The organism is Brachybacterium sp. (assembly GCF_052095815.1).
Lineage (GTDB): Bacteria > Actinomycetota > Actinomycetes > Actinomycetales > Dermabacteraceae > Brachybacterium.
In genome coordinates this window covers 41,074-54,535 of record NZ_JBQDLF010000029.1, presented here as the reverse complement: position 1 = coordinate 54,535, position 13,462 = coordinate 41,074, and the positions used below count along the sequence as shown (strand labels likewise).

Annotated in this window: 12 protein-coding genes; 11 read left to right on the top strand and 1 reads right to left on the bottom strand. The window is 71.6% G+C overall.

Annotated elements, in window-relative coordinates; translation table 11 throughout:
* The first annotated feature begins 33 nt into the window (after positions 1 to 33).
* From ACTH43_RS12155 to ACTH43_RS12140, 4 genes are read left to right on the top strand one after another with little or no spacing between them, the layout of a single operon-like run.
* Positions 34 to 882, top strand: a complete 849-nt coding sequence (locus ACTH43_RS12155) for a DUF3100 domain-containing protein (protein ID WP_441445156.1) — start codon at positions 34 to 36, stop codon at positions 880 to 882.
* A complete protein-coding gene (locus tag ACTH43_RS12150) occupies positions 882 to 1,442 on the top strand; it encodes a hypothetical protein (RefSeq protein WP_441445155.1) in 561 nt (186 codons plus the stop codon). Before ACTH43_RS12155 ends, ACTH43_RS12150 begins: the two co-directional genes overlap by 1 nt.
* Positions 1,443 to 1,453: 11 nt before the next feature.
* Positions 1,454 to 2,323: an NAD(P)-dependent oxidoreductase gene (locus ACTH43_RS12145; protein ID WP_441445154.1), complete on the top strand. Its 870-nt coding sequence runs from the start codon at positions 1,454 to 1,456 to the stop codon at positions 2,321 to 2,323.
* The gene (locus ACTH43_RS12140) at positions 2,320 to 3,849 is read left to right on the top strand and encodes an aldehyde dehydrogenase family protein (protein ID WP_441445153.1); all 1,530 of its coding nucleotides are present in this window, start codon (positions 2,320 to 2,322) and stop codon (positions 3,847 to 3,849) included. Before ACTH43_RS12145 ends, ACTH43_RS12140 begins: the two co-directional genes overlap by 4 nt.
* 122 nt (positions 3,850 to 3,971) lie before the next feature.
* Here the strand turns inward: ACTH43_RS12140 and ACTH43_RS12135 are convergent, their stop codons facing one another.
* Positions 3,972 to 4,442, bottom strand: a complete 471-nt coding sequence (locus ACTH43_RS12135) for an Lrp/AsnC family transcriptional regulator (RefSeq protein ID WP_441445152.1) — start codon at positions 4,440 to 4,442, stop codon at positions 3,972 to 3,974.
* Positions 4,443 to 4,621: 179 nt separating this feature from the next.
* Between ACTH43_RS12135 and ACTH43_RS12130 the strand changes: the two genes are divergently transcribed.
* The 7 genes from ACTH43_RS12130 to ACTH43_RS12100 are packed head-to-tail and all read left to right on the top strand — an operon-like array spanning position 4,622 to position 13,415.
* Positions 4,622 to 5,752 (top strand): thiamine pyrophosphate-dependent enzyme, encoded by a 1,131-nt coding sequence (locus ACTH43_RS12130; protein WP_441445151.1) that lies wholly within the window; start codon positions 4,622 to 4,624, stop codon positions 5,750 to 5,752.
* Positions 5,749 to 6,783, top strand: a complete 1,035-nt coding sequence (locus ACTH43_RS12125) for an alpha-ketoacid dehydrogenase subunit beta (RefSeq protein ID WP_441445150.1) — start codon at positions 5,749 to 5,751, stop codon at positions 6,781 to 6,783. Before ACTH43_RS12130 ends, ACTH43_RS12125 begins: the two co-directional genes overlap by 4 nt.
* Positions 6,780 to 8,120: a dihydrolipoamide acetyltransferase family protein gene (locus tag ACTH43_RS12120; protein WP_441445149.1), complete on the top strand. Its 1,341-nt coding sequence runs from the start codon at positions 6,780 to 6,782 to the stop codon at positions 8,118 to 8,120. The genes ACTH43_RS12125 and ACTH43_RS12120 overlap by 4 nt, the downstream gene beginning before the upstream one ends.
* 57 nt (positions 8,121 to 8,177) lie before the next feature.
* Positions 8,178 to 9,719: a carboxyl transferase domain-containing protein gene (locus ACTH43_RS12115; RefSeq protein WP_441445161.1), complete on the top strand. Its 1,542-nt coding sequence runs from the start codon at positions 8,178 to 8,180 to the stop codon at positions 9,717 to 9,719.
* 53 nt (positions 9,720 to 9,772) lie between these two features.
* Positions 9,773 to 11,932, top strand: a complete 2,160-nt coding sequence (locus ACTH43_RS12110; protein ID WP_441445160.1) for an acetyl/propionyl/methylcrotonyl-CoA carboxylase subunit alpha — start codon at positions 9,773 to 9,775, stop codon at positions 11,930 to 11,932.
* Positions 11,929 to 12,468 carry a MaoC family dehydratase gene (locus ACTH43_RS12105; protein WP_345075956.1) on the top strand — a complete coding sequence of 180 codons (540 nt, stop codon included), beginning with the start codon at positions 11,929 to 11,931 and terminating at the stop codon, positions 12,466 to 12,468. The genes ACTH43_RS12110 and ACTH43_RS12105 overlap by 4 nt, the downstream gene beginning before the upstream one ends.
* Entirely contained in the window at positions 12,465 to 13,415 is a 951-nt protein-coding gene (locus ACTH43_RS12100) for an HpcH/HpaI aldolase/citrate lyase family protein (RefSeq protein ID WP_441445148.1), read from the top strand. Before ACTH43_RS12105 ends, ACTH43_RS12100 begins: the two co-directional genes overlap by 4 nt.
* Positions 13,416 to 13,462: the final 47 nt, after the last annotated feature.

The following is a 13,462-nucleotide window of genomic DNA, read 5'->3' as shown; positions in this document are numbered from 1 at the left end:
GCGCAGCCCCGGCCCTTCCCCCGAGGAGGTCCCATGGAGACCGCACGTGGTCTGCTCCAGCTGTGGCCCTTGCATCTCGCCGTCCTGGTCATCGGCGTGATCAGCCAGCTGATCGGGATCCGCAGCATCCCGATCGGCATCGGCACCATTCTGCTGCTGCCGATGCTGTTCGCCTTCGCGATGGCTCTGCTGCTGAACCCCAACATCATCGGCGCGGTCAAGAAGGTCATGCCCGCCCGCCGCGCCGCCGCCGCGAGCCCGCTGATCGTCATCGCGATCATGCCGTTCATCGCGCGCTTCGGCGCGGACATCGGCCCCGGCATCGAGCTCGTGATCCGTTCCGGTCCCGCTCTGCTGCTGCAGGAGATCGGCAACCTCGGCACCATCGTGCTGGCCTTCCCGGTCGCGGTGTGGATCCTGAAGATGGGACGCGAGTCCATCGGCGCGGTCCACTCCATCGCCCGTGAGCCGAACATCGCGATCGTCGCAGACCGCTACGGCCTGCGCAGCCCCGAGGGCACCGGCGTGCTCGGTGTGTACGTGATGGGCACCCTGTTCGGCACCTTCATCTTCGCGATCATCGCCTCGGTGCTCTCGACCGCGAACGTGTTCAGCATCGAAGCCCTCGCGATGGCGTGCGGCGTCGGCTCCGGATCGATGATGGCCGCCTGCGCTGGGGCCCTCGCCGCCGCGAACCCCGGATCCGCAGAGTCCATCACCGCGCTCGCCGGTTCCTCCAACCTGCTCACCTACGCCACCGGCATGTATGTCTCCCTGTTCGTGGCGCTGCCGATGGTGGAGTGGATGTACCGCAGGTCCCGCCCCGACGACCCCGGCAACACCCGCCGCCCCGCCGTCACCTCGAAGGGAGAGGCAGCCTGATGACCACCTCCGACGCCGCCGGCCAGAACCCCAGCGACCACCACCCCATCGGCCAGAACCCCGCCGATGACCTCACCGATCTCGACTTCACCGAAGCCGACGAACGCAAGATCGCCCTCGTCCCCACTCTGCGCGACCTCGCCGTGATCTCCCTGATCTCGGTGCCGATCCAGCTGATCGCCACCGAGCTGACCGTGCTCGACATCGTGGTCGGCCTGACGGTCCTCTACGGCATGTGCGTGCTGGGGCTGCTGCTGACCAAGTATGTGCCGCTGCGACTGCCCTCGGTCGCCTGGATCTCGCTGGTCGCCGTGGTGCTCACCCTGCCGATGCTGCCCTGGGCGGGCGCGATCTTCCCGCTGGTTGAGGGGATCAACTTCCTCGCCCTCGCGGTGCCGCCGCTGGCCTACGCGGGCTTCGCGATCAGCAAGCTCGAGATCGATGTCCTGAAGCGCTCCGGCTGGAAGATCCTGCTGGTCGCGATCATGGTCTTCCTCGGCACCTATGTCGGCTCCGCCGCGATCGCCGAGATCACCCTGCAGATCACGGGAGGCGTGTGATGACGCCGGCCGTGAACACCGAGCGCGTCTCGAGCTTCGTCCTCCCGGACCGGATCGTGGTGGGGCTGGGGCATATGGGCGCCGGCATGGCCACGAGCCTGGTGCGCGCCGGTCACCGGGTGCTGGGGGTGGACCCCGGACCGGTGCCCACCCCCGCGGGGGTCGAACGCACCACGCTGCCCGAGGCGCTCACCGAGGCACAGGCACCGGTGCTGGTGCTCTCCCTGCCGGGCACGGAACAGGTCGATCAGCTGCTGCCCGACCTCGAGCATGCCCCGTCCCCCGTGCTCGTCATCGACGCCAGCACCTGCCCGCCAGCCGATGCCCGCCGCCGCGCCGCATGGCTCGCGGGGCACGGGCACGTGCTGGTCGACGCACCCGTCTCGGGTGGCCCCTCCGGTGCGGCTGACGGAGCGCTGACCGTGTTCCTCGGCTGCTCCGAGGAGCACCTCGAGAGGGTGCTGGACGCTCTCGATCCGCTGGCCACCCACGTCAACCATGTCGGTGAAGTGGGCGCGGGAAACACCGCGAAGCTGATGAACAATCTGCTGTGCGGCGTCCACCTCTCCGCCGCCCAGGCCCTGCACGGTGCTGCCGAGGCCTCCGGTGTGGAGGTCGAACGGCTGCTGGCAGCGGTCAACACCGCCTCGGGCCGCAGCGCGGTGACCGAGATGAACCTGCCTCGCTGGGTGCTCTCCGGCAGCTTCGACTCCGGCTTCCCCGTCGGCCTGATGGCCCGCGACGTGGGACTGGCCGCAGACATGGCCGAAGAGCTCGGGGTCTCCTCCCCGCTGGTCGGGGCCGCACGTGAGATGTGGGATCGCCTGCTCGAGCAGATCGGACCGACAGAGGACTTCAACAAGATGGTGACCACCCGATGACCCCTGCCTCCGCCTCTGCTTCCCCTGCAGCCACCCCCTCCCCGCCCGAGCTCGGCATCTGGCGGCACCTGATGGGCACCGCCGAGATCGGCAGCCATGTCGCCGGTCAGGTGCTCCCGGGCACAGGGGAGGAGTTGGAGCTCGTGGACCCCGCGACGGAGACGGTGCTGGCCGGCTACCGCGATGGCGCCGAGGCTGCGGTCGATGCCGCCGTCGACGCGGCCGCCTCCGCCCAGCGGGTCTGGTGGGGGCTCACCGCCTCCGAGCGGGGCCGCATCCTGTGGGGGATCGGAGCGCAGGTGCGCGAGCACCTCGAGCAGATCGCCCGCCTCGAGGCCCGCAGCGCCGGCAAGCCGCTGAAGGACGCGACCGGGGAGACCACGAAGGTCGCCGAGATGTTCGAGTACTACGCGGGCTGGGCCGACAAGCAGCACGGCGAGGTGATCCCGGTGCCCACCAGCCATCTCACCTATACGGTGCGCGAGCCGTACGGGGTTGTCGCCCAGATGACCCCGTGGAATGCGCCGGTGTTCACCGCGGGCTGGCAGCTCGCTCCTGCGCTCGCCGCCGGGAACGGCGTGGTGCTCAAGCCCTCCGAGCTCAGCCCCTTGACCTCGCTGCTGCTCGCGCAGCTCGTCGAGCGTGCGGGCGCGCCCGTCGGGCTGGTGAACGTGATCGCGGGGCTGGGGCCGACGGCAGGCAATCGCCTGGTCACCCACCCGGGCATCACCAAGGTGGTGTTCGTGGGCTCCCCGGCCACCGGCCGACGGATTGCGGCCGCCGCGGCCGAGCAGCTGACCCCCTGCGTGCTCGAGCTCGGCGGCAAGAGCGCGAACATCGTCTTCGACGACGCGGACCTCGACCGCGCCGTCGGCGGAGCGGCGGCCGCCATCTTCTCCGGTTCCGGGCAGAGCTGCGTGGCGGGTTCCCGTCTGCTCGTCCAACGCTCAGTGCACGACCAGGTCGTGGAGCGGCTCGGGACGCTCGGGGCCGCGATCCGCCAGGGCGACCCGATGGATCCGGGCACCCAGGTGGGGCCGGTGCAGAACCGGGCCCAGCTCGAGCGGATCGCCGCGATGGTGCAGGACGCGCGCGCCGGGGCGGAGGTCGTCACCGGCGGCGCGCGCCTGGACCGCCCGGGCTTCTTCTACCCACCCACCCTGCTGGCCGGAGTGGCCAATACCGACGACATCGCCCAGCGCGAGGTGTTCGGGCCGGTCGTCGCCGCGATTCCCTTCGATGACGAGGAGGAGGCGATCACGCTCGCCAACTCCACCGACTTCGGCCTCGCCGGCGCGGTGTGGACCGGCGCCGTGGACCGCGGGCATCGCGTCGCCGCCGCGCTGCGGGCCGGGACCGTGTGGGTCAACAGCTACAAGACCATCAACGTGATGGCGCCCTTCGGGGGGTTCGGGCACTCCGGGTTCGGCCGCTCGAGCGGCTACGACGGCCTGCTCGAGTACTCCGAGCCGAAGGCCGTCTGGGTCGAGACCGATGCTGAGGCCCCGCTGGCCTTCGGGTACTGAGCCCTCCGTGCACGTCGATCCCCTCTGAGCTGTCGCTTGGTGTGTTCTTAGGCGACAGCTCAGAGGGGATCGACGGGGTCGTGGGGATCCCACGCCCGCTCAGCGCCCGATCCCCCGCAGGCTCACCGCCCGATGTCGCGCTCGAGGACGGGGGCGAGGCGGAAGGGGATCAGCTCGCCCATCGCGAGGGAGGTGTCGGTGCGGATCACGCCCTCGCAGCCCAGGATCAGCTTGTTGACCCGGTAGAGGTCGTCGGTGTCGCGGCACACGCAGCGCACCAGGATGTCGTGCAGGCCGCTGAGCCCGTGCACCTGCACCACCTCGGGGATCTCGCGCAGCTGCGCGATGACCTGCTCGAGCCGCGGCTGGTCCACCTGCGTCTCCATGAACGCCGTCAGCGGATAGCCGAGCGACGCCGCGTGCAGCCGACGGTCGTAGCCCTGCAGCGTCTGCCCCGCCTCGAGCGCCGCCAGCCGGGACTGGACGGTGTTGCGCGACAGGCCCAGCCGCTCGGCGAGGGAGACGATCGTCGAGCGGGGGTTCTCCGTCATGGCCAGCAGGAGACGTCGGTCGGTGTCATCCACGGTGCGCATAGTGCGTGATCCTACGCCCCCGTAGCCTCAGGTGTTGAGCATTGTGCTGAAGTCCAGCGGAATCCGTTGTACGTCCTGCACTCCCGGCGTAGCGTGCACGGTGACGATGACGTCACGCGCACCCACCCGGTGCGGACGTCCCATGCGCCTATCCGGCGCGGCGGATTCTGGAGGTCCGAATGTTGACGACCACGTCAGCTCCCGACCAAGACCTGGTCGCTGGACTCGTACAGCCCCTGTACGTCCTCGCTGAGGACGGCACCCGACACCCCGACCCCACTCTTGATCCTCTTCTGCGCGACGTGGACGAGGCACTGCTGACCCGTCTGTATCTCGACATGGCGGTGATCCGTGCCCTCGACGACGAGGCCGTCGCCCTGCAGCGGCAGGGCGAGCTGGGGCTCTGGCCCCCGCTGCGCGGCCAGGAAGCCGCCCAGATCGGCCTGGCCCGCGCCTTGCCGAGCACGGACTTCTTCTTCACCTCGTACCGGGAGAACGGCCTGGCCTGGTGCAGGGGCGTGAGCCCGGGCGAGATGCTCTCTGTCTGGCGCGGCACCACGCTGTCCGGCTGGGACCCCTTCGCCCACCACATGGCCACCCCCCAGGTGATCATCGGGGCGCAGGCCCATCACGCCGTCGGCTATGCGATGGCCACGAAGGCGCAGGGCAAGGATGACCTCGCCGTCGCCTGCTTCGGTGACGGCGCCATGAGCCAGGGCGATCTCAACGAGGCGATGGTCTTCGCCGCCTCCTTCCGCGCACCGGTGCTCTTCTTCTGCCAGAACAACCAGTACGCGATCTCCGAGCCGGTCGCCCTCCAGGCCACGGTCCCGATCGCACTGCGCCCCACCGGCTTCGGGATCCCCTCCCTGCGCGTGGACGGCAATGACGTGCTCGCGATGCGGGCGGCGAGCCTGTTCGCGGCCCGGCACATCCGCTCCGGGAAGGGGCCGATGTTCATCGAGGCGGTCACCTACCGGCTCGGCCCGCACACCACCAGCGACGACCCCACCCGCTACCGCGACGAGGAGGAGCTGGAGACCTGGCGACGCCGCTGTCCGCTCGGGCGCCTCGAACGTCATCTCGAACAGCTCGACATCGACGTCGAGGAGCTCCTCACCGACGCGAAGCGCCGCAGCCTCGACGCCACCACCGCGCTGCGTGAGGCGGTGACCACGCTGCCCGATCCCGCTCCGGAGAGCCTCTTCGAGAACGTGCTGTCCACGGAGCATCCGGGCCTGGTCCGCCAGCGGGAGCAGTTCCAGGCCTTCGAATCCTCGCTCGCTCCAGAGGAGGGATCCCCGGCATGACCACCACCCAGGACACCGGAACCCCCACCTCTGCGACCACCACGATGACCATGGCCGCGGCGCTGAACGCCGCTCTGCGCGACGCCCTCGAGGCGGATCCGGACGTGCTGCTGATCGGAGAGGACATCGGCGCCCTCGGCGGGGTCTTCCGCATCACCGACGGGCTCCAGTCTCGCTTCGGCACCGACCGGGTGATCGACTCCCCGCTCGCGGAGTCCGGCATCATCGGCACCTCCGTCGGCATGGCCTATCGCGGCATGCGCCCGGTGTGCGAGATCCAGTTCGATGGGTTCGTCTACCCAGCCTTCGACCAGATCGTCGCCCAGGTCGCCCGCCTGCACTACCGCACCGGCGGGACGGTGATGATGCCACTGACCATCCGGATCCCCTTCGGCGGCGGCATCGGCGCCGTCGAGCACCACTCCGAATCACCCGAGGCCTACTTCGCGCACACCCCGGGCCTGCGGGTGGTCACCGTCGCCGACCCCCAGGACGCCTACTCCACGATGCGTGCCGCGATCGAATGCCCCGACCCCGTCATGGTGTTCGAGCCGAAGCGTCGCTACTGGTCCAAGGGCGAGGTGGACACCACCGTGACCGCCGACCTCTCCTCGGCGCGGGTCCTGCGGACGGGGACGGACGCGACTCTCGTCGCCTACGGACCGCTCGTGGTCACCGCCCTGGAGGCGGCGGTCGCGGCGGAGGACGACGGCATCAGCCTCGAGGTGATCGACCTGCGCTCCCTCTCACCGCTGGACCGGGACACGGTCGCCGCCAGCGTGCGCCGCACCGGCCGCCTGGTGGTCACCCACGAGGCACCGGGCAACGTCTCGCTCTCCTCCGAGGTGATCGCCTCCGCCGTCGAGGACTGCTTCGAACACCTGGAGGCCGCCCCCGAACGGGTCACCGGCTTCGACACCCCCTACCCGCCCGCCGCGGTGGAGGACCGCTACCTGCCCGGCATCGACCGGATCCTCGACGCCGTGGACCGCACGCTGGGCCGGCGCAACTCGAGGGAGGCTGCGCGATGAGCGAATTCCGACTCCCCGATCTCGGGGAAGGACTCACCGAGGCCACGATCGTGGCCTGGCAGGTCGCCGTGGGCGACGAGGTGACCCTGAACCAGGCGCTCGTGGAGGTGGAGACCGCGAAGGCCCTGGTCGAGCTGCCGAGCCCCCGCGCCGGCCGGGTCAGCGTGCTGCACGCCGCCGAGGGCGAGACCCTCGCCGTCGGCTCACCGCTGATCGGATTCGAGGAGGTGAGTGCGGCAGCGTCCGCGGGGGGTTCTCCGGCCGACGGGAGCTCCGCGGCCGACGGGAGCCCTGCGGCCGGAGCGGCCGACGACTCCACGGCCGTGCCGTCGAAGCCCGACGCCCCGCAGCGCCAGCAGGTGCTGGTCGGATACGGGCCCGTGCTGCCCGGCACCGGACGGCCTCGCCGTCGGCCGCGCTCCTTCGAGACCGAGCCGTACGTCGGCCGCAGCGCGGGGGTGGCCGTGGGCGGGACCGCCGCCCATGAGACCCCGAAGGCGATGCCGCCGGTCCGTCGACGCGCCCGTGACCTGGGCGTGGACCTCGCGGCGATCCATGGATCGGGCCCGGGCGGCAGGGTCCTGCGCGCCGACGTCGAGGCCAGCGCGAAAGGGGCGACGGCGGCGTGCGCGGGGCCCTCCGCCCGCACCCGCGCGTCCACCCGGGTGCCGGTGACCGGCCTGCGCCGCGAGACCGCGCGGGCGATGACCGACTCGGCCTTCACCGCCCCGCAGGCCTCGGTGCACACCACGATCGACGTCACCGACACCCTCGAACGGCTGCGCCGCCCGGGACGGGATGGGAGGACGTCGTCGTTCCTCGCCGCGGTGTGCCAGGCGATCCTGCCGGCCGCCACCCGGACCCCGTCCGCCAATGCGCGCTACGACGCTGAGGCCGGGGAGATCGAGCACTTCGCCCGCGTCGCGCTCGGCATCGCCGTCGCCACCGACCGAGGCCTGGTGGTCGCCACCGTGCCGGAGACCGAGGAGGCGGACGGAGCGACCCTCACCGAGCGGATCGCCGCGCTGGTCGCCACGGCGCGGGAGGGGTCCCTGACCCCGGCGGAGCTGACCGGCTCCACCCTCACCGTCACCAACGTCGGCGTGTTCGGCGTCGAGGGCGGCGTGCCGATCCTCAATCCCGGCCAGAGCACGATTCTCGCGATCGGAGCGCTGCGCACCCAGCCGTGGGAGCACCACGGCGAAATCGCGTTGCGCACGGTCGTGACGCTCACGCTCTCCTTCGACCATCGGGTGCTCGACGGCGCGGAGGCCTCGCGTTTCCTCATGGATGTCGCCGACGTCCTGTCCGATCCCGCGATCCTGCTGACGAGGTAGCCCATGGATGCACTGCACCACGCCTCCCGTCCGGTCGGTGCTTCCCGCGCCCAGGCGATGGATGCCCTGGTCGCCGAGCTGCGATCCCGGCTCGCGAAGGCCGCGGAGGGCGGCTCCGCCGCGGCCCGGGACAAGCACCGCGCCCGCGGCAAGCTGCTGGCCCGGGAGCGGATCGATCGCCTCCTGGATGAGGGCACGCCCTTCCTCGAGATCGCGCCGCTGGCCGCCGAGGGGATGTACGACGGGGCCGCGCCGGGCGCCGGGGTGGTCGCCGGGATCGGGATGATCCACGGCCGGCACTGCCTGATCCTCGCCAACGACGCCACCGTCAAGGGCGGCACCTACTTCCCGCTGACCGTGAAGAAGCACCTCCGCGCGCAGGAGATCGCGCAGGAGAACCACCTGCCCTGCGTGTACCTCGTCGACTCCGGCGGCGCCTACCTGCCGATGCAGGACGAGGTGTTCCCCGACCGCGACCACTTCGGGCGGATCTTCTACCACCAGGCCCGGATGAGCGGCGAGGGCATCGCCCAGCTCTCCGCCGTGATGGGCTCCTCCACCGCCGGCGGCGCGTACGTGCCGGCGATGAGCGACCAGACCGTCATCGTGCGCGACCAGGGCACGATCTTCCTCGGCGGACCGCCGCTGGTGAAAGCAGCGACTGGCGAAGAGGTCAGCGCCGAGGACCTCGGCGGCGGGCTCATGCACACCGAGGTCTCGGGCGTGGCCGACCACCTCGCCGAGGACGACGAGCATGCCCTGTCGATCCTCCGCGACATCGTCGACACCCTCCCCGCCCCCGACCCGGTCCTGCCGCGTGACCTGTCCCGCGCGCCCGCCGTCGACCCCGAGACCATGGGCGACGCGGTCCCCGCAGACCTCTCCACCCCCTATGACGTGCACGAGGTCATCGCCCGGATCGTCGACGCCGGGGAGTTCTCCGAGTTCAAACCCACCTACGGCGCCACCCTGGTCACCGGCTTCGCGAGGATCCACGGGCACCGGGTGGGCATCGTCGCCAACAACGGGGTGCTGTTCAGCGAGTCCGCGCTCAAGGGCGCCCACTTCGTCCAGCTCTGCGACCAGCGCGAGATCCCGCTGGTGTTCCTGCAGAACATCGCCGGGTTCATGGTCGGCGCCGAGTACGAGCGCGGCGGCATCGCCAAGGACGGCGCGAAGATGGTCACCGCCGTCGCCTGCGCCCGCGTCCCCAAGCTCACCGTCGTGATCGGCGGGTCCTTCGGCGCCGGCACCTACTCCATGTGCGGGCGGGCCTACTCCCCGCGCTTCCTCTGGCTGTGGCCGAACGCCCGCGTCTCCGTGATGGGCGGCGCCCAGGCCGCCGCCGTGCTCGCGACCGTCAAGCGCGACCGCATCGAGGCAGGTGGCGGCACCTGGAGCGAAGCGGACGAGGCCGAATTCCGTCGGCCCATCATCGAGGACTACGAAGCGCAGGGCAGCCCCTACTACTCCACCGCCCGGCTCTGGGACGACGGGATCATCGAACCCGCCCAGACCCGCACCGTCCTCGGCCTCGCGCTGGACGTCGTCTCCCGCGCCCCGCTTCCCGCGCTCGCCCGCGGCGTCTTCCGGATGTGAGGCCGACGATGCTCGAACGCTCCCAGAACCACCAGCCGGTGACCCGTGACCCCATGCCCAGCGACCCCGTGACCAGCACCCCTACGTCCGGCACCCGCCTGCTCGATACCGTCCTGATCGCCAACCGCGGCGAGATCGCGATGCGGATCCTGCGCACCGTGCGCGCCCTGGGCCTCGCCGCGATCGCCGTCCACACCGACGAGGACTCCGGCTCCGCCCACGTCACCGCCGCCGACCGCGCCGTGCGCATCAGCTCCTATCTCGACGGCGAGGAGATCATCGCCGCGGCGCGGGCCACCGGTGCCCGGGCGATCCACCCCGGCTACGGCTTCCTCTCCGAACGGGCCGACTTCGCCCGCGCCTGCGAGCAGGCCGGGATCGTGTTCGTCGGACCCTCCGCCGCCGCGATCGAGACCATGGGCGACAAGATCTCCGCCCGCGCCGCGGTCACCGCCCGCGGAGTGCCGGTCGTGCCGGGACTCGCCGCCCCGGGGCTGGACGATGCCGCACTGCTCGCCGGCGCCGCGGAGGTCGGCTTCCCGCTGCTGGTCAAGCCCGCAGCAGGCGGCGGAGGGAAGGGCATGCACCGGGTCGCCGCCGCACAGGAGCTGCCCGCCGCGCTCGCCGCCGCCCGCCGGGAGGCCGCAGGCGCCTTCGGCGACGACACCCTCTTCCTCGAACGCTGGATCACCGCACCGAAGCACATCGAGGTGCAGATCCTCGCCGACACCCACGGAAACGTGATCCACCTGGGGGAGCGGGAATGCTCCCTGCAGCGCCGCCACCAGAAGGTCATCGAGGAGGCGCCCAGCCCCTCCCTCACCCCTGACCAGCGTGCACAGTTCGGTCGCGTCGCCGTCGAAGCCGCCTGCGCTGTGGACTATGTGGGCGCCGGGACCGTCGAGTTCATCGTCGATGGCACGGCGCCCGATGCCCCGTTCTTCCTTGAGATGAACACCCGCCTCCAGGTCGAGCACGCAGTCACCGAGGCGATCACCGGGATCGACCTGGTCGCCGAGCAGCTCCGGATCGCGGCCGGGCAGCCGCTGTCGCTCACCCAGGAGGATGTGCACCTCGAGGGCCACGCGATCGAGGCCCGTCTCTACGCCGAGGATCCCGTCGCCGGGTTCCTGCCCACCGGCGGGACCGTGCTCGCCCTCGCCCTGCCGGAGGGTGCGCGCGTGGACCACGCCCTGGCTGTCGGCGCCACCATCTCCAGCAGCTACGACCCGATGCTCGCCAAGGTCATCACCCACGCCCCGACCCGCGCCGACGCGCTCGCAGCGCTGGACCGGGCGCTCGAACAGACGCACCTGCTGGGAGTGGTCACCAACACCGCCTTCCTCCGTGCGCTGCTCGCCCTCGACGAGGTGAAAAGCGGTGACATGGACACCGGCCTGATCGAGCGCCGCCTCGATGAGCTCACCCCGCCCGCGGTCAGCGCCCGCGCGCTCGCCGTCGCGGCGCTGGTGCGCTGGGAGCAGGTGGCACGCTCCCGTCCGCGCGGCCTCTGGCATGCGCCGTCGGGCTGGCGGCTCGGGGCACCAGCACCCTTCGTGGTCCGCTTCGCGGCGGCTGACGGGGTGGGCGGAGCCGACGGGGCCGGCGGAGTGGGAAGCGGCGGTGCGGCCGACGGCACGGGCGCTGACCACGGAGCTGTTCCCGCCGACGATGGCCTGGTGGTGGTCGAACTGACCGGCTTGCCGGAGCAGGCCCAGGCGACGGTGGGAGAGCAGCAGTTCGCTCTCGCGCTCCATGCGGGAGCTGTCACCGTGGACGGCATCCGTCTGCCGCTGCTCCACCACGGCACGGACTCGTCGGTGTGGATCGGCCTGCCGGGCGAGGACCGCGAGCTGAGCCTGCACCGTCCCGTACGGGGCGCAGCAGGGCGGGACGCAGCACCGACTCTCGCCTCGCCGATGCCGGGCACCGTGACGATGGTGCTGGTGGCCGACGGGGACCACGTCGACGCCGGGGACCCGGTGCTGGTGGTCGAGGCGATGAAGATGGAGCACACCCTCAGCGCGCCGAGCTCCGGGACCGTGCACCTGCAGGTCAGCGCCGGAGACCGGGTGGCCCGCGGCGAGGAGGTCGCGCAGGTGGTGCCCGGGGAAGAGGGCCCCGAGGCAGAAGGCCGGGAGTCCGATGGCCCCGAGTTCGAGCGACCCGGGACCGAGGGCCCCCATCACGTCGACCAGGAGGCCCGCCCATGACCGATCACGTGCCCGACCCCGTGCCTGATGCGCCGCGCATCGTGCAGCGCGGCCTCTATGCCGAGGAGCTGCAGATCGGGGCGATCTACGAGCACCGCCCCGGCCGCACCCTCACCGAGGCGGACAACGTCCTGTTCTCCACCATGACCATGAACCCGCAGGCCCTCCACCTCGACGCCGCCTGGAGCGAGACCACCGAGTTCGGGCAGCGGCTGGTCAACTCGATGCTCACCCTCGCCACTGTCGTCGGGGCGTCCGTCGCCCAGCTCACCCAGGGCACCTTGGTGGCGAACCTCGGCTTCGGCGAGATCAGCTTCCCCCGCCCCCTGCACCACGGCGACACCTTGTACAGCGAGACGCAGGTGCTCGCCGTGCGGCCCTCGAACTCGCGGCCCGGGCAGGCCGTGGTCTCCCTCGTCCACACCGGACGCAACCAGCACGGCGAGGTCGTGGTCCGCGCCGAGCGCACCACGCTCCTGCACGCCAGCGCCTCAGCGCACGCCGCACCCCAGAAGCACGGCCAGGAGGATTCATGAACACCAGGACCCACGAGCACCTCTCGCCGCGCAGCCGCACCACCTGCCGCGAGCGACACGGCGCGAGCGGCGGGCACGACGCCGAGGACCATGAGCTCCTGCCGCTGGGCCCCTCGCTGCTGTTCTGCCCCGGGGACCGCCCGGACCGCTTCGCGAAGGCCGCTGACCGCGCCGACGCCGTGATCCTCGACCTCGAGGACGCCGTCGCCCCGGAGCACAAAGCCGCCGCCCGCGACGCCGTCGCCGCTCACGGTCTGGATCCGGCGCGCACCATTATCCGGGTCAACGCTCCCGGGGAGTCGGACTTCTCCGCCGACCTGCTTGCTCTCGCCGCGCTGCGGCCGCGCTGGGTGATGCTGCCCAAGGCCAGCAGCCTCGCCGAGGTGGACCGACTCGTCGGCGCCCTGCCCGGGGTGAAGGTGCTGGTCCTGTGCGAGACAGCCCGCGGGATCCTCGCCGCGCCGACGCTCGCCGCCCACCCGGACGTGGTCGCGTTGATGTGGGGAGGGGAGGATCTCATCGCCTCCCTCGGTGGCACCTCCTCCCGCCACCCCGGCGGCAGCTACCGCGATGTGGTCCGCCATGCCCGCTCCAGCGTGCTGCTGGCCGCCCGGGCGCACGGCCGCAGCGCCATCGACGCCATCCACACCGACCTCGCCGACGAGGACGGACTGCGGGCGGAGGCCGAGGACGCCGCTGCCAGCGGCTTCACCGCCAGCGCCTGCATCCATCCCGACCAGGCCGCGATCATCCGCGGCGCCTACGCACCGAGCGAGGAGCAGGCGACCTGGGCCCGCGGGGTGCTGGCCGCCGCCGACCGGCACGGCAGCGGGGTGTTCGAGCACGAGGGCCACATGGTCGACGGCCCGATCCTGCGCCACGCCCGCACGCTGGCCACCCGCGGCCTCGCCAGCTCACTGAACCCGCACCTCTCCGACCCCTCATGAGAACCGCCTGATACGCACCCCCTGATACGCACCCCCTGATACGCACC

Coding starts and splice junctions, on each gene's coding strand:
- ACTH43_RS12155 (WP_441445156.1), top strand. CDS start 34: ATGGAGACCGCACGTGGTCTGCTCCAGCTGTGGCCCTTGCATCTCGCC.
- ACTH43_RS12150 (WP_441445155.1), top strand. CDS start 882: ATGACCACCTCCGACGCCGCCGGCCAGAACCCCAGCGACCACCACCCC.
- ACTH43_RS12140 (WP_441445153.1), top strand. CDS start 2,320: ATGACCCCTGCCTCCGCCTCTGCTTCCCCTGCAGCCACCCCCTCCCCG.
- ACTH43_RS12135 (WP_441445152.1), bottom strand. CDS start 4,442: ATGCGCACCGTGGATGACACCGACCGACGTCTCCTGCTGGCCATGACG.
- ACTH43_RS12130 (WP_441445151.1), top strand. CDS start 4,622: ATGTTGACGACCACGTCAGCTCCCGACCAAGACCTGGTCGCTGGACTC.
- ACTH43_RS12125 (WP_441445150.1), top strand. CDS start 5,749: ATGACCACCACCCAGGACACCGGAACCCCCACCTCTGCGACCACCACG.
- ACTH43_RS12120 (WP_441445149.1), top strand. CDS start 6,780: ATGAGCGAATTCCGACTCCCCGATCTCGGGGAAGGACTCACCGAGGCC.
- ACTH43_RS12115 (WP_441445161.1), top strand. CDS start 8,178: ATGGATGCCCTGGTCGCCGAGCTGCGATCCCGGCTCGCGAAGGCCGCG.
- ACTH43_RS12110 (WP_441445160.1), top strand. CDS start 9,773: ATGCCCAGCGACCCCGTGACCAGCACCCCTACGTCCGGCACCCGCCTG.
- ACTH43_RS12105 (WP_345075956.1), top strand. CDS start 11,929: ATGACCGATCACGTGCCCGACCCCGTGCCTGATGCGCCGCGCATCGTG.
- ACTH43_RS12100 (WP_441445148.1), top strand. CDS start 12,465: ATGAACACCAGGACCCACGAGCACCTCTCGCCGCGCAGCCGCACCACC.